Origin of the sequence: Leifsonia sp. NPDC056824, from assembly GCF_042789575.1 — a bacterium.
Classification (GTDB): domain Bacteria; phylum Actinomycetota; class Actinomycetes; order Actinomycetales; family Microbacteriaceae; genus Leifsonia.
Window position 1 is genome coordinate 1,424,296 of sequence record NZ_JBHUAV010000001.1, and the last position, 20,944, is coordinate 1,445,239.

Annotated in this window: 19 protein-coding genes; 17 read left to right on the forward strand and 2 right to left on the reverse strand. The window is 68.3% G+C overall.

The features are described from left to right. Positions 1 to 2: 2 nt before the first annotated feature. From ACFRFH_RS07150 to ACFRFH_RS07185, 8 genes are all read left to right on the forward strand, one after another. Positions 3 to 1,028 (forward strand): branched-chain amino acid ABC transporter permease, encoded by a 1,026-nt coding sequence (locus ACFRFH_RS07150; RefSeq protein WP_382462289.1) that lies wholly within the window; start codon positions 3 to 5, stop codon positions 1,026 to 1,028. 2 nt (positions 1,029 to 1,030) lie between these two features. Further along, positions 1,031 to 1,849, forward strand: coding sequence for an ABC transporter ATP-binding protein (locus tag ACFRFH_RS07155; protein WP_382462290.1), 819 nt, complete (start codon positions 1,031 to 1,033; stop codon positions 1,847 to 1,849). Continuing rightward, entirely contained in the window at positions 1,830 to 2,570 is a 741-nt protein-coding gene (locus ACFRFH_RS07160; RefSeq protein WP_382462291.1) for an ABC transporter ATP-binding protein, read from the forward strand. Before ACFRFH_RS07155 ends, ACFRFH_RS07160 begins: the two co-directional genes overlap by 20 nt. Further along, positions 2,567 to 3,826, forward strand: a complete 1,260-nt coding sequence (locus ACFRFH_RS07165; protein ID WP_382462292.1) for an ABC transporter substrate-binding protein — start codon at positions 2,567 to 2,569, stop codon at positions 3,824 to 3,826. Before ACFRFH_RS07160 ends, ACFRFH_RS07165 begins: the two co-directional genes overlap by 4 nt. Positions 3,827 to 3,904: 78 nt before the next feature. Then, the gene (locus ACFRFH_RS07170) at positions 3,905 to 5,134 is read left to right on the forward strand and encodes a CaiB/BaiF CoA transferase family protein (RefSeq protein ID WP_382462293.1); all 1,230 of its coding nucleotides are present in this window, start codon (positions 3,905 to 3,907) and stop codon (positions 5,132 to 5,134) included. Beyond that, positions 5,127 to 6,314: a citramalate synthase gene (locus ACFRFH_RS07175; protein ID WP_382462294.1), complete on the forward strand. Its 1,188-nt coding sequence runs from the start codon at positions 5,127 to 5,129 to the stop codon at positions 6,312 to 6,314. Before ACFRFH_RS07170 ends, ACFRFH_RS07175 begins: the two co-directional genes overlap by 8 nt. A 105-nt stretch (positions 6,315 to 6,419) precedes the next feature. Beyond that, a complete protein-coding gene (locus ACFRFH_RS07180; RefSeq protein WP_382462295.1) occupies positions 6,420 to 6,575 on the forward strand; it encodes a hypothetical protein in 156 nt (51 codons plus the stop codon). A gap of 525 nt (positions 6,576 to 7,100) precedes the next feature. Next, on the forward strand, positions 7,101 to 7,958 hold the full coding sequence (locus tag ACFRFH_RS07185; RefSeq protein WP_382462296.1) for a hypothetical protein: 858 nt from the start codon (positions 7,101 to 7,103) through the stop codon (positions 7,956 to 7,958). A 17-nt stretch (positions 7,959 to 7,975) separates the two neighbouring features. On the opposite strand, the gene ACFRFH_RS07190 is transcribed toward ACFRFH_RS07185, so the two are convergent. Continuing rightward, positions 7,976 to 9,355: an FAD-binding oxidoreductase gene (locus ACFRFH_RS07190; RefSeq protein ID WP_382462297.1), complete on the reverse strand. Its 1,380-nt coding sequence runs from the start codon at positions 9,353 to 9,355 to the stop codon at positions 7,976 to 7,978. Between the two features lie 290 nt (positions 9,356 to 9,645). Between ACFRFH_RS07190 and ACFRFH_RS07195 the strand changes: the two genes are divergently transcribed. The 6 genes from ACFRFH_RS07195 to ACFRFH_RS07220 are packed head-to-tail and all read left to right on the forward strand — an operon-like array spanning position 9,646 to position 16,567. Beyond that, entirely contained in the window at positions 9,646 to 11,142 is a 1,497-nt protein-coding gene (locus ACFRFH_RS07195) for an MFS transporter (RefSeq protein ID WP_382462298.1), read from the forward strand. Between the two features lie 39 nt (positions 11,143 to 11,181). Next, positions 11,182 to 12,780 carry a GMC oxidoreductase gene (locus ACFRFH_RS07200; protein ID WP_382462299.1) on the forward strand — a complete coding sequence of 533 codons (1,599 nt, stop codon included), beginning with the start codon at positions 11,182 to 11,184 and terminating at the stop codon, positions 12,778 to 12,780. 24 nt (positions 12,781 to 12,804) lie between these two features. Next, a complete protein-coding gene (locus ACFRFH_RS07205) occupies positions 12,805 to 13,206 on the forward strand; it encodes a DUF6379 domain-containing protein (RefSeq protein ID WP_382462300.1) in 402 nt (133 codons plus the stop codon). Then, positions 13,203 to 14,141, forward strand: coding sequence for a sugar phosphate isomerase/epimerase family protein (locus ACFRFH_RS07210; RefSeq protein WP_382462301.1), 939 nt, complete (start codon positions 13,203 to 13,205; stop codon positions 14,139 to 14,141). Before ACFRFH_RS07205 ends, ACFRFH_RS07210 begins: the two co-directional genes overlap by 4 nt. Before the next feature lie 2 nt (positions 14,142 to 14,143). Then, entirely contained in the window at positions 14,144 to 15,625 is a 1,482-nt protein-coding gene (locus ACFRFH_RS07215; RefSeq protein ID WP_382462302.1) for a DUF6379 domain-containing protein, read from the forward strand. Between the two features lie 6 nt (positions 15,626 to 15,631). After that, positions 15,632 to 16,567, forward strand: coding sequence for an alpha/beta hydrolase (locus ACFRFH_RS07220; protein WP_382462303.1), 936 nt, complete (start codon positions 15,632 to 15,634; stop codon positions 16,565 to 16,567). A gap of 50 nt (positions 16,568 to 16,617) precedes the next feature. Here the strand turns inward: ACFRFH_RS07220 and ACFRFH_RS07225 are convergent, their stop codons facing one another. Then, positions 16,618 to 17,553, reverse strand: a complete 936-nt coding sequence (locus ACFRFH_RS07225; RefSeq protein ID WP_382462304.1) for a LysR family transcriptional regulator — start codon at positions 17,551 to 17,553, stop codon at positions 16,618 to 16,620. A 229-nt stretch (positions 17,554 to 17,782) separates the two neighbouring features. Here ACFRFH_RS07225 and ACFRFH_RS07230 point away from each other — a divergent pair, with 229 nt between their 5' ends. The 3 genes from ACFRFH_RS07230 (at position 17,783) to ACFRFH_RS07240 (ending at position 20,940) form a co-directional block, all read left to right on the forward strand. Beyond that, entirely contained in the window at positions 17,783 to 19,072 is a 1,290-nt protein-coding gene (locus tag ACFRFH_RS07230; RefSeq protein WP_382462305.1) for an ABC transporter substrate-binding protein, read from the forward strand. Positions 19,073 to 19,137: 65 nt separating this feature from the next. Continuing rightward, a complete protein-coding gene (locus ACFRFH_RS07235) occupies positions 19,138 to 20,094 on the forward strand; it encodes a carbohydrate ABC transporter permease (protein ID WP_382462306.1) in 957 nt (318 codons plus the stop codon). Between the two features lie 3 nt (positions 20,095 to 20,097). Beyond that, the gene (locus ACFRFH_RS07240) at positions 20,098 to 20,940 is read left to right on the forward strand and encodes a carbohydrate ABC transporter permease (RefSeq protein WP_382462307.1); all 843 of its coding nucleotides are present in this window, start codon (positions 20,098 to 20,100) and stop codon (positions 20,938 to 20,940) included. Positions 20,941 to 20,944: the final 4 nt, after the last annotated feature.

Consider the following 20,944-nt stretch of genomic DNA (forward strand, 5'->3'; position numbering starts at 1 on the left):
GCATGTCTCCGCTCGTCTATTACCTGTTCACCCTGATCTTCTTCGTCCTCGCCTACTGCATCCTCGGCTGGGGTCTCAACCTGCAGTTCGGTGAGGGCGGGATCCTGAACTTCGCCTACATCGGCTTCGTCGCCATCGGGGCGTACGTGACGGGCGTGACCAGCATGGGGCCGCCGCAGGACGGCTCGAACCAGAAGTGGATCCTCGGCTGGACACTGCCGTTCCCGCTCGGTCTGCTTCTCGGCGGCCTCGCCTCCTGCATCCTGGCGGTGATAGTCGGGGCGATAGCGTTCCGCCGGCTGCGCACCGACTACCTCGCGATGGTGCTGATCTCGGCCTCGCTGGTGCTCTACGACATCATCAACAACTTCGTGCCGCTCTTCAACGGAGCGGACGGTCTGAACAACGTCCCCGAGCCGTTCGCCGACGCGCTGGGGCTCGACGCGAACACCTTCGTGCCGTTCTTCACGGGGGTGACGTTGATCGTCACGCTGATCATGTGGTGGCTCATGAGCCGGATCACCCGGTCGCCGCTGGGCCGCACGATCCGGGCGATCCGCGACGACCCGGATTCCGCGTCCGCGCTCGGCAAGAACGTCTTCCGCTACCAGATGACCGCCATGCTGATCGGCTCGTTCTACGCCGGGATCGGCGGGGGGCTGATCATCGAGTTCTCCGGTGCCTTCAACACCAGCGCGTGGCTGCCCGGAGAGACCTTCCTCATCTTCGCCGCGGTGATCGTCGGTGGTGTGGGCAACAACAAGGGGGTCATCCTCGGTGCGTTGATCGTCCCGGTGGTCTTCACGCAGCTGCCGAAGTTCCTCCCCGACGTGCCGGGTCACCCCGGCCTCATCCTGAACATCGCGGCGATCGCGATCGGCGTGCTGCTGATGCTCACGCTCTGGTTCCGCCCGCAAGGACTCATCCCCGAAAAGAAGCGACTGAGCGCGCTGATGCCCGGCGAGCGCGCCACCGGGCTGCGCGCGATGGCGTTCGGTCAGCGAGCAGCAACGAAGGAGTCACGGTGACCATGACCCGAGAATCGACAGCCGAGGGGAACTCGACCACTGTGTCGGCGCTCGCCTGCGCCGACCTGCAGAAGTCGTTCGGAGGCGTCAAAGCCGTCAACGGTGCGAGCTTCTCGGTTCCGCGAGGCACCGTGAGCGCCTTGATCGGACCCAACGGCGCCGGCAAGACGACAGTCGTCAGCATCCTGTCCGGCGCCCTCCGGCCTGACACCGGCGCGGTCACGCTCGGCGGGGACGACGTGACGAAGCTGCCGAGTCACCGCCGGGCCGAGCTGGGCCTGATCCGCACGTTCCAGCTCTCGCGCGAGTTCGGCGGCCTCACCGTCTTCGAGAACCTGATGGTCGCAGCCCGGCGCCAGGCGGGGGAGTCGCTCGTCGACATCTATCTCCGGCCGCGCCTGGTCACCCGCCGAGAGAACGAGCTCAAGGAGCGCGCGGCCGTCGTCCTGGAGCAGTTCGGCCTCTACGCGCTCAGAGACGAGTGGGCGCGCTCCCTCTCGGGAGGTCAGAAGCGTCTCCTCGAGATCTCGCGGGCCGTCATGGCCGAGCCGACCGTCCTCCTCCTCGACGAGCCGATGGCCGGGGTCAACCCGGTGCTCATCGACCGGATCGGCGAGCACATCCTCGACCTCAGAGCGGGCGGGGTGACGGTGCTCATGGTCGAGCACAACCTCAACGTCGTGGAGAAGATCTGCGATCACGTCATCGTCCTGGCGGAAGGTCGCACCCTGGCCACCGGCCAGATGAGCGAACTCCGCGACAACACCGACGTGGTCCGCGCCTACCTGGGAGGAGTCCTCGATGGACGCATTGACAGCTGAGAACATTTCGAGCGGCTACGGAAAGTCGCTGATCGTCCACGATGTGAGCATCTCGGTCGCCGCCGGTCTCATCACGGCGATCGTCGGACCCAACGGCGCGGGCAAGTCCACCTTCGCGAAGACGCTGGCCGGTCTCATCCGCCCGGTCGGCGGCCGGATCGTGGTGAACGGCGCGGACGTCACCCGGGTGCCCGGGCATCTGTACGCCCGGCACGGCCTGGGCTACGTGCCCCAGAACGACAACGTGTTCCGCACGATGACGGTGAAGGAGAACCTGGAGGTCGGCGGCTTCGCCACCAAAGGCGACTCGCGGAGCCGTATGCAGGAGGTGCTGGAGATCTTCCCCGACCTCAAGAAGGCCGAGACGAAGAAGGCCGGGAACCTCTCCGGCGGCCAGCAGAACCTCCTCGCGATGGCCCGCGCGCTGATGGCGGAGCCCACCGTCCTCATCCTCGACGAACCGACGGCGGGTCTCTCCCCGGCGTACACGAGCGTGGTCTGGCAGCAGATCGAACGCATCGCCGGGAGCGGGACCGGTGTCCTCGTCATCGAGCAGAACGTCGAGCGGGCACTTTCCCACGCGCACGTCGTGCATGTCCTCGTGGCAGGCGCCAACCATGTCCACGGACCTGTGGACGAGATCGCCACCCTCGACCTCGCCGGGATCTTCCTCGGCCACGACCGCTCCGCCAACCACCCAGAGAAACGAGGACAGCAATGAAGCCATCCACAGCGACGATGCGACGCCGCATCGCGCTCGGCGCCGGTGTCGTCACCGCCGTCGCATTAGCCGTCACAGGTTGCTCCAGCTCGGGCGGGACCAACCCGCACGAGAAGCTCACCATCGGCGAGATCTTCCCGTTCACCGGGAGCAAGTCGATCCTCTCCGACTGGGGGACGCACGGCGTTGCCGCCGGCATTTACGAGGTGAACCACAACGGCGGAGCGCTCGGTCATCAACTCCAGACGGCAAGCGCCGATGACGCCGCCGACTCCGTCGACACACTGCCCGCGTTCCGGAAGCTTCTGCTCGATCACCCTGTCGCCGTCGTCGGTCCGTTCTCGCCGACCATCGAGGCTGTCATCAACAACTTCGGCCCCAACCATGTGCCGGACTTCATGATCGGCGGGTCCACTGCGCTCGACAAGATGAAGTATCCCTACGTGTTCCGCACGACATCGTCCGACTCGAACGAGTCGGTCGCGATGGCCTATTACGCGGCGAAGACGAAGGGATACAAGACCGCCTCTCTCATCTTCGACAACTCGGCCAACTCGCAGGGCTTCGTCGCTCCGCTGACGAAGGCGTTCGAGAAGCTCGGCGGCAAGGTGCTCTCCAGCCAGACCATCGTGCCGGGCCAGGGCTCCTACCGATCGGAGCTCTCCAAAGCGTTCGCCGGCCATCCCGACGTGATCTTCTCGTCCTTCGACACGCAGACGGCGTCCACACTGTGGGCGAACGCGGCCCAGCTGGGCTACCTGGACTCTCCGTGGGTCGGCGATGATCTGCAGTCCTCGAAGGCGTACGCGCAGGCCTTCGGCGCCAACGCGTCGAAGAACCTCTTCGCCGCGGTCGCCGCGTCGCCGACCGGGTCCGGCTACACTCACTTCCTGGCGGACTACAAGGCGGTCTACGGAAACGCCCAGCCCTTGCCGACGACGTTCAACGAGTACGACTCCATCGTGATCGCGGCTCTTGCCATGACGGAGGCGAAGTCGACGGACCCGAAGGTCTGGGTCAGTCACATCGCCGATGTCGCGAGCCCTCCCGGCACGCAGTGCAGCGACTACAAGTCGTGCGTCGCCTTGATCGACAAGGGCAAGCAGATCGACTACCAGGGTGCGGGAGGCGACGACAACTTCAACGCCAACCACAACGTCTTCAGCGGGTTCTCCGTCGTCGGGTTCAACCCCGACGTCACGAACACCGACGGCACGTACGTCACCCCGGCGCAGATCGCGGCCACCGTCGGCTGATCGCCTGTGCGGCGGGTGAGGCGTCGGCCTCGCCCGCCGCACGACGGCCCGAACGACAATCACGGACGTAGGAGACCCATGACCGACCTTCTCGCAGGCGTGCGCGTGCTCGACCTGACGACGATCCTCGCCGGGCCGTTCGCCGCCTACCAGCTCAGCCTGCTCGGCGCCGATGTGATCAAGATCGAGATTCCCGACGGCGGCGATCCGGCGCGCGAACTGGGCAGTGAGAACCCGCAGCATGTGCCCGAGTTCGGGGCGTCGTTCGTCGCGCAGAACTGCGGCAAACGGTCGATGGCGATCGACCTGAAGTCCGAGGGAGGCCGCGAGGTCTTCGCGCGGCTGATCGCGGAGTCGGATGTGCTCCTCGAGAACATGCGCCCCGGCGTGCTGGCGCGCCTGGGCTTCGCTCCCGAACGCATTCGCCAGCTCAACCCTCTCCTGGTCTACTGCGCCGTCTCCGGTTTCGGGCAGAGCGGTCCGATCGCCGGACGGCCGGCGTATGACCAGATCATCCAGGGCCTGGCCGGGATGATCGAGGTGACCGGCTTCCCCGACGCCGAACCGGTCCGCGCCGGCTTCCCCGTCGCGGACACACTCGGCGGCTTCGCTGCTGCGATGTCGATCTGCGCCGCCCTCGCGCAACGAGACGCCAGAGGCACCGGGTGCTTCCTGGACGTCTCCATGCTGGAGACGGCGCTCAGCGCGATGGGCTGGGCGGTCTCCGACTACCTGGTCGGCGGGCTTCCCGCGCAGCGACGCGGGAATGAGAACGCGACCTCATCGCCCTCAGGGACGTTCAGGACCGGCGCCGGCCGATTGAACATCGCCGCGAACGCGCAAGCGCAGTTCGAGGTCCTCTGCCGTGTCTGCGGGTGCGAGCACCTGATCGACGATGCGCGTTTTCTCACCCGCGGCGACCGCAAGAAGCATCGCCGCGCCCTCAGCGCCGAACTGGAGCGCTACCTGGCTGGTCGCCCCGCGGCAGAGTGGGAGGAGCTCCTCTCGGCGGCGGGAGTGCCCGCTGGTCGGGTGCTCTCTGTGGAAGAGTCGCTCGCGCAACCGCAGATCGCCGAACGCCGGCTCGTGCACAGCGTCACGCTGCCGTCGTCCGAGCGCACTGTGCGCGTCCTCGGCAGCGGAGTGCATGTGGACGACCACGAGCTGGCGCCATCGTCGCCGCCGCCACGGCTCGGGGAGCACACCGACGAGATCCTCGGAGACCTCGGCTACAGCGAGAGCGACATCGAGGAGTTGCGCGCCGAGTGGGCGCTCGGCCCCGCCCGAAAGAGGTCCGCCGGTGTCTGAGACGAGCTACCCACGCGTGAAGCTGATCGAGGAGGGCATGCGCGAAGGCATGCAGATCGAGAGCGCCGACATCCCGGTGGCGGACAAGATCCGCCTGCTCGACGCGCTCTCGCGGACCGGCCTCGAGTCCATCGTCGTCGGCTCCTTCGTGAGCCCCAAGTGGACGCCGCAGATGGCGCACGTCGATGAGGTCGTCGCCGGATTCACCCCGGTCGACGGCGTGGACTACACCGCGCTCGCGCTCAACCGACGCGGAGTGGAGCGGATGGAACAGTACATCCCTCCGCTGACGCCGCCGTCGCGGTCCTCCCGGACCCTCGTGCACCTCTGCGACGTCTTCGTGCGTCGCAACACGAACCGGTCGCAGGCGGCGGAGATCGCGGAGTGGCCGGCGATCGTAGGACGAGCGGTCGCCGCCGGTGAGACCACCGCATCCGTGGCCATCAACGCGGCCTGGGGTTCGAACTGGCTCGGCCTCTTCGACGAGGACTACCGCATGGACATGCTGGACCGCCAGATCCGCCTGTGGCACGACGCCGGCCTGACGGTGGACACCGTCTGGATCGGCGATCCCATGGCCTGGAACCTCCCGCAGCAGGTCGGTTCGCAGCTCCGGGCGATCCGTGAGCGGTGGCCCGAGATCACGACCTTCCACTTGCACTTGCACGATGCCAGAGGCACGGCCCTGCTGTCGGCCTACGAAGCGATCCACGCGCTCGGCCCGGAGCACACGCTCATCCTCGACACGTCGGTCGGGGGGATGGGCGGGTGCCCCTACGGCGGCCACGGCCGCATGACACGGATGATCCCCACGGAAGACCTCGTCGACCTCCTGAACGAGCTCGGCATCCCGTGCCCGGTAGACCTCCACACGATCATCGAGGCATCACTCCTCGCAGAAGAGGTCGTCGGCCACGAATTGTGGGGGCATGTCACCCGGGTGGGACCGCGGCCGCGGCCGGGGAGTCTCTTTCCGATGGATATGCCGTTCGTCGAGACGAAGGAACAGGCCGAGCACTTCCGTCGCGGCAGCGCCGCCTACGCGGGCGCCAGGTCGCCGTGGCAGGAGCCGGTCACGTCTCCTGTGCGCCAGGCGGTCGACCGGGGAGAAGACCCCAGCACGGCCGCTCACGCCTTCGCCGCGGGTGGTGTCCCCCCGATCAGGCGCCACCAGTTCTAGGTATTTCGGCTGTCCGCCACCCGACCCGATACTGATGCTGATGTAACGCAGTGAAACGAAGACGCCAAACGCGCCGACGTCCCGCCGCAGAAAGCCGACCCCGAAATGCCGACCACAGACACCAGCATCGCCGAGCCGTCACCGGCCCTCGTCACGGACCCGTGCGGGTACTTCGCAGCCCCGCACGCCCATCTCTGGGAGTACACGAACGGGCATCTGGTGTGCGCGTTCTGCGATGAGAAGCGGCCGTACCCGGCGTAACTCAGGTTGCGCGACTACAGCATGTTGTCGTTCCCCTCCGTCTGCGAATATTCACATGGTTGATAGTGAATTGGCCGTTCGTATAAATCACACTGATGCGCCGTATTACGAATCAGTCGGTGTGGATGCGGTCCCTGCCTCATTACGGTGAGGCGCAGACCGGCGCACTGGCGCGCCGGCAATGGGAGGTCATCGGATGATCCACGACGGTCGAACTCGATCGAGAAGGAATGGAACGAGACGAGTTAGCACGGGCCTCGGACTCGGCGCTGCAGCACTGATCGCTCTCGGCGCCCCCGCGACAGGCGCCCCGGCGTCCGCCTCGACGGGTGGCGACGACGGTGGTGGGCGGGAGGGGACGACCTACTCGCAGACGGCGCTCATTCCGATCCCGACGCAGGGCGGGAGTCCCTGTTCGCCGACATCGTCTTCGGCGACCAGCGCACGGGGCACGTCTATCTCAGTGACCTGGCGAACTCGACGCTCGATGTCATCGACGGCCGTTCCGCGAAGCTCCTCGCACAGGTGCCCGGCTTCACCGGCGGCCCGGCGGGAGTCGTCGCGGACGACAACGGTCAGGTCTGGGCGGGCGATGGGGCGGGATCGATCAAGGTGGTCTCGGCGAAAGCGCCGTACCGCATCATCGACTCCGTGCCGGTGGGTGCGCCGACAGCAGACGAGATCGGCTTCGACCCTGTCGACCAGGTGATCGCGGTGACCAGTCCCGACGCCACCTCCAGCACGGGGGCGGCGACACCCTGGGTGACCTTGATCGATGCCCGACCCGGTGCGGACGGGCACCATCGCGTGCTCGGGCATGTGGTGATCCCGGGTGCCGGCGCCGACTCGATCGAGCAGCCGCAGTGGGATCCGGCGACGCGATCCTTCGTCGAGGCTGTGCGGTCCACCAGCGACCTCCCGGACGGCGCGGTCGTCAGGATCGACCCGACACGAGTGCGGCTCGAAAGCCTCATGCCCATCGACGAGACGTGCCACCCGGGCGGGCTCGCGGTCGGTCTTCACGGACAGTTGCTCCTGGGATGCAACGACGGCGCTCCCGTCCTCGTCGACTCCGCCACCGGCCGCATCATCGAGGCGTACGCCGGCCACAACGCCGGGGGCGCGGACGAGGTGTGGTTCAACAGTGCCGACAACCGGTTCTACGCGGCCGAGGCGGGCGCGGCAGGCCCGCCGCCGCTGCCCCAGCTCTACCCGCCGACGGTGATGGTGATCGACGGGAGGAGCGACGCGTTCGTGACGAACATCCCGCTCGGTCAGGCCGCACTCGGGTTCCATCAGGTGACGGCGATCGGCGCTCCGGCGCGCGTCTTCGTGCCGGAGTCCGACGGCGTGCACGTCTACACCGCCTCGAATGGCCGCTGAGGCGATTCCTCGCGCTGTCAGCTCGTCGTCGGCGTGATGTTCTGGTTCACATGGAAGAGGTTTCCAGGATCGTACGTGTTCTTGATGGCGACCAACCGCTCGTAGTTGACCCCGTAGTTCTCATGGATCCTGTCCTGGTCGTCGCCGTCCATGAAGTTGATGTAGCCGCCCGGCGCAGAGTACGGGCGCAAAGCCGCACTGTAGCTCCGGACCCAGGCGATGTTCGCGGCGTTGTCCGCCGGGTCGTCCCACATGCAGGCGATCACGGGAGCGAAATTGACGTCGCGGTTGACGAACGCGGTGTCCGTCTTGCCGACGCGGTGAACGGCGCCGTCGATCGGATAGATGTGGACGGATGTCTGCACGCTGGGCACCCTGCTGCCGTACTCGAGGTGGGCGGCAATGGCGCCATCGTTGAGCTCGGCGAGGAAGTTCGCTTTCCAATAGGCCTGCATCCCTTTGGGGAGAAGCGGATCGAATGCACCGTTGAGGGCTGGGTAGGGCATGGGTCCAACCAGCGAACCTGCAACGGGGGCGACATCGAGGAAAGGCTGCCAGCGGGCTTCGCCCTCTGCGGGATCACCGGTCCACATGCCGACGATCACGCAGACGGGTTTGCCGTGCCATTCCTCGGGGAGGAAGGGCACCGGCGGTCCCTGGTGGAAACCGAGGAAGGTCCCGAACTCCTCCGGCGCCGAGGCGATGTAGTCCCGGTAGAACCTGGCCACGGTCTCGGCATGCTCGATGCTGTAGATGATGATGGCGGCATGGACCATGTCGACGGGGTGCAGCCTGTACTCGAGAGACGTCACCACCCCGAAGTTGCCGCCGCCTCCTCTCAGGGCCCAGAAGAGGTCCTCGTTCTGGGTGTCGCTCGCCGTCAGGAACCTGCCGTCCGCCGTGACGACGTCTGCGGACAGCAGATTGTCGCAGGACAGCCCGTATTTGCGTGAGAGGTAGCCGATGCCGCCACCCAGAGTCAGCCCGGAGATTCCGGTGGACCCCACAATGCCGCCCGTCGTGGCCAAACCGAACGCGTGCGTTGCATGGTTGAAGTCCGCCCAGGTGGTTCCTGCCTCCGCGCGGGCGGTGCGAGCTTCCGGGTCGACGCGGACACCGGTCCGGTCGACGAAATCTATGACGAGGGCGTCGTCCCAGGTGCCGAAGCCGGGGGCGCTGTGGCCGCCTCCGCGGATCGCCAGGGGCAGGGAATGGTCACGCGCGAAGTTCACGCCGGCGATGACGTCTGCCACCTGCGCCACGCGCACGACGCCCGCCGGGTGTTTGTCGATCATCCCGTTGTAGACCGTGCGGGCGGCGTCGTATTCGGGATCGCTGGGTGTGATGAGTTGCCCGCGGAGCTGCTCACGCAGTCCGTCGAGCGGTGTTCCGTTCATGGGTGTACCGCCGATTCATTGGCGAGACCGGAATCGCTCCACCCGTCACGCCCCCACGTATATCGACGGCTGGCGCTCTGCCGCCAGGCCTACACCCGGGGCCACGGCAGGGTCAAGAGAAGGCGTGGCTGACGCGGGAGAGGGAGTGATCTCATCAACTTAGGTTGAAAAACAACCAAAGAATGTCGTAGACTAACCATGACGTCGGGGCCCTGGCCCGTTCCTCACCGTGACGTTGCGGGGAGGGCACAAATCGTCGCGTCGATCACCCGATCGTTCGGGTCTCGCGTATGCCGCTCTCGCCTTTGAGGCTCCGCCTCCTCGTCAGCTCCCTCCTCGCCGTGTCCTTCCTCGGGGCCCTCGACAACACCGTGGTCAGCACCGCGATCGCGACCGTCGCCGGGCAGCTCGGCGCACTCGAGCACATGGCCTGGATCGTCGTGGGCTACACGCTCGCCAGCACGGTCCTGCTTCCCGTGCTCGGCAAGCTCGGCGACCGGATCGGGCCGCGCGCGGTGTTCCTCGCCTCCGTCGTGCTCTTCGTCCTCACCTCGGTCGCCTGCGGTTTCGCCGGCGGGTTCGTCTGGCTGATCGTCGCCCGCGTGATCCAGGGGATGAGCTCGGCCGGCCTCCAGCTGATGTCGCAGACGATCATCGCCGAGGTCACGACACCACGGCAGCGGCCCAAGTACATGGCGATCATCGGCGCGGCCTTCCCGGTCGCGATCCTCGTCGGCCCGGTTCTCGGCGGCGTCATCACCGACAACTGGGGGTGGCCGTGGGTGTTCTGGATCAACGCCCCGGTCGGCATCCTCGCCCTCGCCCTGGCGATCGTGGCCGTCCCGCACATCGAGCCGGGCCGGTCCGGGAGGTTCGACGTCGGCGGCGCGGTCGCGCTCACCGTCGGGCTGGTCGCGCTGGTGCTCGGCGCGACCTGGGTCGGCGACCGCTCCCAGACGGTCGCGACCGTCATCGCGTTCGTCGTCGCGCTCGCCGCGCTGGTGGTCTTCTTCGTCGTCGAGCTGCGGGTGGAGGAGCCGCTCGTCCCGCTCGGCCACTTCCGCGACCGCACGGTCGCCACCGGCACCGTGATCTCGGCGATCGTCGGAATCGGGCTGTTCTCCATCACCTCCTATCTGCCCACGTACTTCCAGATGGCCTACCGCACCTCCGCGACGGTGTCCGGCCTCGTGCCGATCGCCACGGTTTTCGGGATGCTCGTCAGCAACCTGGCGACGGGCTGGCTGGTGAGCCGCACCGGCCACTACCGGCTGTACCCGCTGATCGGCACGGCGCTCGGCGCTGCGGGTCTCGGGGCGATGGCCCTGCTGCCGGCGGGCGCGCCGCTCTGGGCGCCCACGGTGGCGATGGCCGTGGTCGGCCTCGGCACGGGCGCCTTCATGAGCCTGATCGTCGCGGTGGTGCAGAGCGCCGTGCCGCGTGCGGAGACCGGCGCCATCACCGCGAGCGTCAACCTGGTGCGCCAAGTCGGCGCGACGGTGGCGACGGCACTGGTCGGCGGGATCATCGGCGCGAGCGTGATCGCCCTGCTGCCGGCCGGGCTCGACCCGGCGACCCTCACGCCGGCGATCGTCCGCGCGCAGAGCGTCGCGGAGCAGCAGCAGGTGGCCCTGGTCTACCAGAGCGTCTTCGTCCCGATCTTCGTGGCGCTCGCCGCGACCTACCTCGTCGGAGTCGTCGCGTCGATCCTGCTGCCGAACAGCCGGCTGTCCGACGATACCGGCCCGCTCCGCGCGGTCCCGACCGAAACCATCCCCGCCGCCTGAGGCGGCAACGACCGGCAACACACCTTGTAGGAGAACAGCATGACCACTCAGACCATCGCCGTCGTCGGCAGCGGGCCGATCGGATCCGCGTACGCCCGGCTGCTTCTCGAAGCCGCACCCGACGCGCGCGTCGTGATGTTCGAGGCCGGCCCCCAGCTGACCGCCGTCGCCGGGGAGAACGTCCGCAACATCCCCGACCCGGAGGAGAAGGAGCGGGCGCGGGAGCGGTCGCAGGGTCCGCAGGCCGGCGCGTTCCGCGACTCACTCGGCATCCCGTCGTCGGTCGTCGTGGAGGGCATGTTCACCGCCCGGGGAGGCACACACCTGCTCGACTACGGGGGAGCGGGCTCCGCGCACGCGGCGAGCTTCCCTGCTGCGGCGGCCTCCACCAACGTGGGCGGCATGGGCGCGCACTGGACGTGCGCGACACCGAGCCCGTCGTTCAGCGAGCGCATCCCGTTCATCGCCGACGCCGAGTGGGAGGAGCTGGTGGCGGAGGCCTCCCGGCTGCTGCATGTGCAGACCACCGCGTTCGCCGACTCCGAGATTGGGTCGGCCATCCGCTCGCTGCTCGCCGAGGAGTTCGCGGGCGAGCTGCCGGAGGGCTACGGCCCCGGCACGCTCCCGGTCTCCGGCGACCCGCAGCCCGACGGCACGATGCGCTGGGCGGGCGCCGACGTGGTGCTCGGGCCGCTGCTCGACCCGGGGACCGACCTCGCCGACCGGTTCGAGTTGCGCGACCTCTCCCTGGTCCGCAGCGTCGACCACACCGATGGCCGGGTCACCGGGGTCACGGTCGAAGACCTGCGCAGCCACGAGGTGTACTCGGTGGAGGCCGACCTCGTCGTCGTTGCAGCGGACGCGTTCCGCTCGCCCCAGCTGCTGTGGGCCTCGGGAATCCGGCCGCGCGCGCTCGGGCACTACCTGACCGAGCATCCGGTCGTGATCTCCACCGTCGCGCTCGACGCCGACAGCATGCGGCGGTTCGCGACGGAGGAGGAGCTCGACCGCGAGCTCGCCCGCCGCGCCACGAACCCGGCCGACCCGGTCGCCGCCGTCAACCGCATCCCGTTCTCGGAGCCGGACCACCCGTTCTCGCTGCAGGTGATGTACGCGGAGAACCCGCCGTTCCAGCTCGACCCCGCCCACCCGGCCGCCGGAAACCGCTGGGGCTACGTCAATATGGGCTACGGGATGCGCAAGCAGCCGCGCTACGACGACGCGGTCACCTTCGACGACAGCGAGCTCGACTACCGCGGCTTCCCGAACCTCACGATCAGCTACGCGCTCACCGACGGGGAGCAGGCCGAGATCGCGGAGGGCACCGAGCACCTGCGCCGGGCCGGCGCCGCGCTCGGCACGTTCGTCGCCGAGCCGCGACTGCTGCCGAACGGCTCCAGCCTCCACTACCAGGGCACCATGCGGCTCGGCGCGGAGGACGACGGCACCTCGGTGGCCGACCCGTACTCGCGCGTGTGGGGGTACGAGAACCTCGTCGTCGGCGGCAACGCGCTGATCCCGACCGCGACGACGATGAACCCCACGCTGATGAGCGTCGCGATCGCCGTCCGCGGCGCGCGCGAGGCAGCCAGACGACTGACCGAGGCGACGGCGGCGACCGTCGACGCCGGCAACTGACACGACCGGACGAAGGAGGATCGGATGCTCGAAGAACAACTGATACAGACGGCGGGCTTCCGCAACGTCGGACCGGAGGGCGCGCGCACAGGCTTCCAGCTGCGCGTCCGCAGCCCGTACTACCGCGGGCTCTGGGCGAACCTCATCGAGAAGCCGACGGTGACGGTCGACGGCGAACGCTTCGACGGCGACGGCATCCGCTGGACGCTGCCCGCGGGCGACTTCTCGTTCGCCGAGCTGCAGGGGACGACCGACGCGCGCTGGCCGCTCGGTCACGCCGCGACGCTGACCGTGCCGCGCGACGGCGGCCTCGCCCGCGGCATCCACGACGTCACGCTGGAGCTGCGCCTGCGGATGTCGTACATCCCGGAAGAACTTCAGCCTTCGATCTGGACCGCGTCGCGGAAGGCGGTGATCGTCAAGTGACCACCACCACCGACGACCTCCCCTTCGGCCTCGGCGTCTCGCTCTACAGCTACACCGACGACATCGGCGTCACCATGACCGTCGAGGACTGCATCGCCGACGTCGCCGACTTCGGCGCCACCGGCCTCGAGCTCCTCGGCGAAGGTCACATCGAGGACTACCCGAACCCATCGACCGCGTGGATCGACGCCTGGTTCGCCCGCAACGAGCGGCTGGGCCTGACCCCGACGCTGTACGGGTCGTGGATCGACACCCGTCGCTTCCCAGGCCGTGGCATGACCGCCGCGGAGGGCGCCGCGCAGCTGGAGCTCGACCTCCGCCTGGCCGCCACGCTCGGCTTCTCGTTCGTGCGGCCCAAGATCGGCGTCATCTCCGAGGACCTCCGCGTCGACCCGATCTGGCAGGAGGCCGTCGAGCGCAACCTCCAGCTGGCCGCCGACCTCGACATCGTGATCTGCCCCGAGATCCACTGGCCGACGATCATCAAATCGTCCGTGGTGGAGGAGTACTTGGAGTTCAAGGAGCGCACCGGCTCCGAGCACTTCGGCCTCCTCATCGACACGGGCGTGTTCGAGCTGTCGCCGTACCCGCGGCGCGGAGGCAGTGCCTCCTTCCGCATGGGCGACGGCTCGGCGCGGCCGCCGGTGGTGCCGTTCGTGCCGGTCTCCGACCTGGCCGACGTCATGGAGCACACCGTGTACTTCCAGGCGAAGTTCTACGAGGTGGACGACGACCTCGTCGACCACTACATCCCGTGGCGGGAGATCATCGACGTCGTCCTCGACTCCGGCTACACCGGCTGGCTGTCGAGCGAGTACGAGGGCCACCACGAGCCCTACCGCGCGCCCGACCAGCTGCGCCGCCAGCACGCCCTCATCCGCACCATCGCCGCCGAGCGTGCAGCCGCCCGCCCGGCGCTCGCAGACAGGAACTGACCATGCCCAACGGACTCATCGACGACGCGAGCCTGCGCGTCCACCCGGAGGGCGCGGCCCTCGCCCTCACCATCCCCTGGTACCGCAGCCTGTGGCTGTCGTCGGTCACGACGTTCCGGCTGACGCTCGACGGCGTGGAGGTGCCGGAGGGCGACCTCGCGTTCGAGCTCGACGGCGTGCGCTACCCGATCGCCGACCTCCCGCAGCAGAGCGACGTGCTCTGGTACCTGCAGTCGCACCCGCTGCTGATCGTGCGGCGCGACGCGCCCGTCGAGCTGGGGGAGACGCACGAGGTCGAGCTGCACGGGGAGCTGCGGCTGCCGTACATGCAGATCGCCCCGGGCCAGGACGGCGGCCCGGGCCTGTACGTGCCGAACATCGTGCACCAGCGGCTCACCCTCACGGCGACGGACCACGACGCCCCGGCGCCTGCGCTCGTCACCGATGTGCCTCCGGCCCCGGAGGCGACCGACGCCGACCCGTTCAAGCTCGGTCTGACGCTGTACTCCGCGAGCGCCGAGTTCCGCGCGGGCTGGTTCGACTTCGACGGCCTCCTCGACCGCGTCGCCGAGTTGGGCATCGGTCCCGGCATCGAGATCGTCGCCTCGCAGGTGCTGACGACCTACCCGGCCGTCTCCGACGCGTTCGTCGGGACCTGGCGGGAGGCGTTCGACCGGCACGGCTTCGACGCCAGCTCGTTCGGCGCGAACCTCGACATGGGCAAGCGCCGCGACCGCGACATGGCGCCCGACGAGGAGTTCGAGTTCAGCGAGCTGCTCTTCCAGGGCGCGAAGCGGCTCGGCTTCCCGCTGGTGCGCATCCAGTCGGCCAAGCCCGAGCTGCTGCGCCGCCTGCTGCCGGTCGCCGAAGACCTCGACCTGAAGCTCGCCTACGAGATCCACGCGCCGATGGGGCCGAACTCGCCCGAGATCGTGAAGGTGCGCGACGTCTACGCCGAGCTCGACTCGCCGCTGCTCGGCTTCGTCGCCGACTTCTCGTCCACCATGCACAGCATGTCGCCGACGCTGCTGCGCGCGGTCCGCCGCGCGGGGCTGGGCGACGAGGAGGTGAAGCGCCTGCAGGAGATCTGGGCGACGGACGCGTCGATGCGCGACCGCCAGCAGGAGTTCATCGGCTACCTCAACAGCCGCGGCTTCGACCCGGGACGCCTCGGCTCCTTCGCCCACCTGGCCTTCAACATGCACGGGCACGTCGACCCGCGCGAATGGGCGGACATCATGCCGCAGATCCTGCACGTCCACGCCAAGTTCTACGACATCGACGAGAACGGCCAGGAGCCCGCCATCGACTACCCGGAGCTGGTGAAGGTCTTCGTCGAGGGCGGCTACCGCGGCTACTGGTCGAGCGAGTGGGAGGGGCACGCTTTCGCCGAGCTGGGCGAGGTCGACCCGCTCATCCTGGTGCGCAAGCAGCACGACCTCATCCGGGCGAGCATGCGGTCGCTGCAGACGGCGGGCCGGTAGGGGCGCATGAGCGAGACCGCGCCGCCGGAGACCGTGGCGGACCTCCGGACGTTGCCGCTGCCCGACGCCCTGGCCTGGCTGCGCGAGCACGGGAAGCCGGTGGACCCTCGGCCCGACATCGACACGGCGTCGCTGCGTCGGCGGTTCCCGCACCTGGCGCATGTGCGCACCCGCGACCTCGCCGTGGAGGCGCCGAGCGGACGGCAGCCCGCCCGGCTGTACCGCGACGACACCGTGCCGCATGCGGGCGCAGCGCTGGTCTGGGTGCACGGCGGCGGGTTCATCGGCGGTCACCTCGACATGCCCGAGTCGAATTGGGTGGCGCTGGAGTTGGCCGCGCGCGGCATCCCGGTGCTCGCCGTCGACTACGTGAAGTGCCTCGGCGACGTGCACTTCCCGGCGCCGTCGGACGACGTGCTCGCCGCGTGGCGGTACGCCAGGGCGGACAGCGTGGAGCTGCTGGGCGTCGAGCCCGGCGCCCTCCTGCTCGGCGGCGCGAGCGCGGGAGGCAACCTCACCGCGGGCGCCGTGGCGCGGCTGCGGGACGCGGGGGAGGCGCTGCCTGCCGGGCTGGTGCTGGTGTATCCGGCCCTCGACCCGGACGGCGCCCGTCCCGGCGAGGCGCCGGACCCGGAGTCGCCGTTCATGCGGCTCTCGCTCAATTTCGCGGGCTCGCCGGACGCGCTGCACGATCCGCACGCGTTCCCGGGGCTCGGCTCGGTCGGCGGCTTCCCGCCGACCCTCGTGGTCGTGTGCGAGCAGGACCGCTTGCGCCCGTCCGGGGAGGCCTTCGCGCGGAGACTGTCGGCCGCCGGCCGCGAGGCCGCTCTTCACCTCGAGCCCGACGCCGACCACGCCCACATAAACGAGCCCGCCCACCCTGGTGCCATACGCACCCTCACCGCCATCACCGAGTGGACCAGCCGTCGAAGGGCACGTTAACGCCCCTAAAAGCGCGTTTTAGGGGCGTTTACGTGCCCCTCGGCGAGATTCTAGGTGTGCTCGCCGGCGGCGACGATGCGGCCGGCCTCCTCGAAGAGGGAGCGCATCCAGGTGTGCTCGGGGTCGTGCGTGTGCACGGGGTGCCACCACAGCGCGTTCACGATCGGCGTCGGCGCGAACGGGAGGCCGACCGAACGGATGGCGCCGGCGCGCTGCGCGAGCGGCAGGAGCGCGCGGTGGATGATGCCGACGCGCCGGGTGCCCGCGATGAAGTGCGGGATGGCGAGGAAGCTCTCGACCACGACCTCCACGTTGGGCTCGATCCCGAGCTGCTGCACCTGGCGCTCCGCCGAGGTGAAGGCGGAGCGCGACTGGTAGTTCATCACCCAGGGCAGCTTCGACATCTCCTCGCGCGAGAGCGCGTCGCCGACCTCGTCGTTGGTCTCGGCCACGATGGCGACCCAGTCGTCCTGCCAGAGGTCGACGAACGGCAGCTCGGTGAGGAACCCGTGCGGGATGACCATGCCATCCACCGAGCGGAGCCGGTTGGTCGCGTCCTCGACCACGGTCGGGTTGTGCAGCATGAACCGGAAGTGCACCCCTGGCGCCTGCGCGGCGGCCAGCTCGGAGACCACGCGGCCGATCGTGGTGAAGCCGTAGTCGGAGCCGAAGATCGCGAACTCCCGGACCGACTCGGCCGGGTCCCAGGTCGCCCGGCTCTCGAACACCCGGCGGGCGGCCTCCAGCGCGATCGTCGTGTGGTCGGCCAGCCGCAGGGCCAGCGGCGTCAGCTCGTAGGTGTTGCCGCGGCGGGCGAGGATCGGGTCGCCGAAGTGGATGCGCAGCCGCGAGAGCGAGGCGCTCAGGGCCGGCTGGCTCAGCCGGAGGCGCTCGGCGGCCCGGGTCACGCTGCGCTCGGTGAGGAGGGCGTCCAGGGCGATCAGGAGGTTCAGATCGAGCCGCGACATCAATGGAGAGTCGGTCACGACGGTGTGATCCTTTCCTACGCGGGCCGGGCATTTCACTATAACGACGACGCCCGCGGCCGACGATGCAGCCACGGTATCGATCGCGTATCGACCCAGCTTATGTCTGGGATAAGCAGAACTACCGTTGTTTATCTGCTTTAGCGCTGAGACACTCGAAACTGCCCCCAAGGGACGGCGACACAGCCGCCGCCTCACCGACAACGAAGTCTCAGAAGAGGTCAATCCGATGAAGCACACACGCAGGAGCCGCACAGCCCGGCTTGCCTGGCTCGCCATCCCCGTCGCAACGGGCCTCCTGCTCGCAGGCTGCTCCAGCAGTGGGACCACAGGCAAAGAGCCGCAGACCATCACCTTCGCGTTCGGCGCGACGAACGACCAGGACAAGGCGGCCTACGAAGGCCTCGCCAAGGCCTTCGAGTCCGAGAACAAGGGCGCCACGGTCACGACCGAGAACCTCCCCACCCAGAGCTACGGGACGACGATCGCCACCCGGGTGCAGGGCGGGAACGCCCCCGACACGTTCTACGCGGAGGGCGGCACCGGCCAGTCCAACTCGATCCTGCCGTGGGCCAAGTCCGGACTCGTCCTCCCGCTCGACGACGCGTCGATCAAGGCGAACATCCCCGACTCGGCCAAGAGCCTCTACACCTACAACGGCAAGATCTACGGCGTCCCGCTCGGCACCCAGCTCAACGGCGTCATCTACAACGACGAGCTCGCCCAGTCGGTCGGCGTGAAGATCGACGCGACCACCAGCCTCGACGACATCATCGCCCAGTGCAGCAAGGCCCGCGCGGCCGGCAAGACGATCTACGGCCTGGCGGGCTCGACCTTCCAGAACAACGGCATCCTCGCCGTCGCGCTCGCCACCTCCACGGTCTACGGCCCGAACAAGAACTGGAACGCCGACCGAGCCAAGAACAAGGTCACCTTCGCCGGCACCAAGGGCTGGACGACCGCCCTCGAGTCGATCAAGAAGATGTACGACGCGGGCTGCTTCCAGGACGGCGCGACCAGCGCCGGCTTCGACGCCCTGACCAACGGCGCGTCCTCCGGCAAGATCCTCGGCTTCTTCGCCCCGAGCGCCGCTGCCCAGCAGATCATGCAGGCGGCCGGCGGCCACGTCAAGCTCGTCGCCCTCCCGGTCGGCGCCCCGCAGGGCACCAAGACCTACCTGTCACTGAGCGCGGACCAGGGCGTCACCGCGAGCGCCAAGACCAAGAGTCCGAAGCTCGCCACCGACTTCCTGAAGTACATCGTCTCCGACAAGGGCCAGGCGGAGTACTCCAAGCAGGTCGGCACCATCCCTGTCAACGTCAGCGCCACCTCGACCCTGCTGCCTCAGTACGCCGGCATCAAGGACGAGATGGCCAAGAACGACACCCGCGGCTACGCGCCGACGGAGTGGCCGAACGCCAAGATCTACACAGACCTCGGCAACGGCGTACAGGGCATCCTGACCGGTCAGATGACCGTCAAGCAGGTACTCCAGCAGATGGACACCGACTGGGGTTGATCCGGAGACCCGGGCGGCCGATCCTGTGAGGGCGGCCGCCCGCACCCGGGTGAAAGGAACGATCGATGACGACGCAGTCAGAGGTACGGACGATGACCACGAAGACGCAGACGCAGACCCCGGTGGCGGCGCCGCACCGCACGCCCCGGACCAAGCCCTACCGGGTGAAGCTCGGCAGCTGGTGGTGGGCGCTCCCCGCGTTGGTGCTGATGCTGATCGTGATCTACGCGACCACCGTCGCCGGCGGGTTCTTCGCCTTCACCAACTGGTCGGGACTCGGCCCGTTCGACTTCGTCGGCCTGGCGAACTTCGTCAAGATCTTCCAGACCCCCGAGCTGATCGGGTCGCTGTGGAACACGCTGCTCCTGGCCTTCGGCTTCCTGATCTTCACCAACATCCTCGGGCTGCTGTTCGCGCTGGCGCTCAACCGCACGCTGAAGTCGCGGTACGTGCTCCGCACGCTGGTCTTCATGCCGGTGGTCGTCAGCCCGATCGCGGTGTCGTACATCTGGAAGTTCATCTTCGACTACAACGGCCCGCTCAACCAGGCCATGGTCGCCGTCGGCCTCCCCAAGCAGAACTGGCTCGCCAACCCGACGCTCGCCATCTGGTGCGTGCTCATCGTGATGGTCTGGCAGAACATCGGCTTCGTCATGGTCATCTACCTGGCCGGGCTCGCGACCGTGCCGATCGAGATGGAGGAGGCGGCCGCGCTCGACGGCGCCAGCACCTTCAGCCGCTTCCGGTACGTGGTGCTACCGATGATCCAGCCGTCCGTCGCGATCGCGACGACGTTGACGCTCATCCAGGGCCTCCGGGTCTTCGACCAGGTGGTCGCGCTGACGGGCGGCGGCCCGGCCGGCGCCACCCAGACCCTGGCGCTCGAGGTCTACCAGACGGCGTTCACCTACCAGCAGTTCGGCTTCGGAGCCGCGCTGGCGCTCATCCTGAGCCTGCTGATCCTGGTCTTCTCCCTCGCGCAGCAGTACGCGACGCGCGATCGCTCGCTCAAGGAGGCGTGAGCCATGTTCCGCTACACCAAGAAGACCCTCGCGATCGAGATCATCGTGCTGATCGCGGTGGCGATCCTGCTGCTGCCGTTCTGGATCCTGCTGATGGGGTCGCTGAAGACGCTGCCCGACATCCTCAGCTCGGCCGCGGTCGCACCGCCGACCAGCCCGACGTTCGACAACTTCATCCAGCTGCTGTCGCCCGCCTCGGCGTCGTCGGGCAACATCTGGGCCGGTCTGCTCTCGAGCGTCATCATCACCACCGGCAGCATCCTGCTCCTCGTCGCGCTCGGCTCGGTCGCCGCGTACGGCATCGCGCGGTCGACCAGCAAGTGGAGCCGGCGCTCGTTCTACCTGTTCCTCGTGGCCATCATCCTGCCGACCCAGCTCGGCACGCTGCCGCTCTATATCGGTGCCCGCACGGTGGGCCTGGTCGGCAACCCGTGGGGCATGGTCCTCATCTACACGGGGATGCTGATGCCGCTGTCGGTGTTCCTCTACGCCAACTTCTTCCGCAACCTGACGCCGGAGTACGAGGAGGCCGCCGTCATCGATGGCGCGAACCGCTACCAGGTGTTCTCGAAGGTCGTCTTCCCGCTGATGTCGCCGGCGACCGGCACCGTGGCGATCCTCGCCGGGCTGATCGTCTGGAACGACTTCTTCACCTCGCTGATCTTCCTGAACGGCACCGCCTGGCAGACCCTCCCCGTCGTCATGTACAGCTATGTCGGCTCGCTGGTGTCGCAGTGGAACCTGATCTTCGCGGTCGTCATCGTGTCGATGATCCCGATCCTCGCGTTCTACGCCTTCGCTCAGAAGAAGTTCATCCAGGGCTACGCCGGCGGGCTCAAGGGCTGACCGC

What these genes read in the sequence shown, in the direction of transcription:
- ACFRFH_RS07150 (WP_382462289.1), top strand. Translation starts at nt 3, where the DNA reads ATGTCTCCGCTCGTCTATTACCTGTTCACCCTGATCTTCTTCGTCCTC.
- ACFRFH_RS07155 (WP_382462290.1), top strand. Translation starts at nt 1,031, where the DNA reads ATGACCCGAGAATCGACAGCCGAGGGGAACTCGACCACTGTGTCGGCG.
- ACFRFH_RS07160 (WP_382462291.1), top strand. Translation starts at nt 1,830, where the DNA reads ATGGACGCATTGACAGCTGAGAACATTTCGAGCGGCTACGGAAAGTCG.
- ACFRFH_RS07165 (WP_382462292.1), top strand. Translation starts at nt 2,567, where the DNA reads ATGAAGCCATCCACAGCGACGATGCGACGCCGCATCGCGCTCGGCGCC.
- ACFRFH_RS07170 (WP_382462293.1), top strand. Translation starts at nt 3,905, where the DNA reads ATGACCGACCTTCTCGCAGGCGTGCGCGTGCTCGACCTGACGACGATC.
- ACFRFH_RS07180 (WP_382462295.1), top strand. Translation starts at nt 6,420, where the DNA reads ATGCCGACCACAGACACCAGCATCGCCGAGCCGTCACCGGCCCTCGTC.
- ACFRFH_RS07190 (WP_382462297.1), bottom strand. Translation starts at nt 9,355, where the DNA reads ATGAACGGAACACCGCTCGACGGACTGCGTGAGCAGCTCCGCGGGCAA.
- ACFRFH_RS07195 (WP_382462298.1), top strand. Translation starts at nt 9,646, where the DNA reads ATGCCGCTCTCGCCTTTGAGGCTCCGCCTCCTCGTCAGCTCCCTCCTC.
- ACFRFH_RS07200 (WP_382462299.1), top strand. Translation starts at nt 11,182, where the DNA reads ATGACCACTCAGACCATCGCCGTCGTCGGCAGCGGGCCGATCGGATCC.
- ACFRFH_RS07205 (WP_382462300.1), top strand. Translation starts at nt 12,805, where the DNA reads ATGCTCGAAGAACAACTGATACAGACGGCGGGCTTCCGCAACGTCGGA.
- ACFRFH_RS07215 (WP_382462302.1), top strand. Translation starts at nt 14,144, where the DNA reads ATGCCCAACGGACTCATCGACGACGCGAGCCTGCGCGTCCACCCGGAG.
- ACFRFH_RS07220 (WP_382462303.1), top strand. Translation starts at nt 15,632, where the DNA reads ATGAGCGAGACCGCGCCGCCGGAGACCGTGGCGGACCTCCGGACGTTG.
- ACFRFH_RS07230 (WP_382462305.1), top strand. Translation starts at nt 17,783, where the DNA reads ATGAAGCACACACGCAGGAGCCGCACAGCCCGGCTTGCCTGGCTCGCC.
- ACFRFH_RS07235 (WP_382462306.1), top strand. Translation starts at nt 19,138, where the DNA reads ATGACGACGCAGTCAGAGGTACGGACGATGACCACGAAGACGCAGACG.
- ACFRFH_RS07240 (WP_382462307.1), top strand. Translation starts at nt 20,098, where the DNA reads ATGTTCCGCTACACCAAGAAGACCCTCGCGATCGAGATCATCGTGCTG.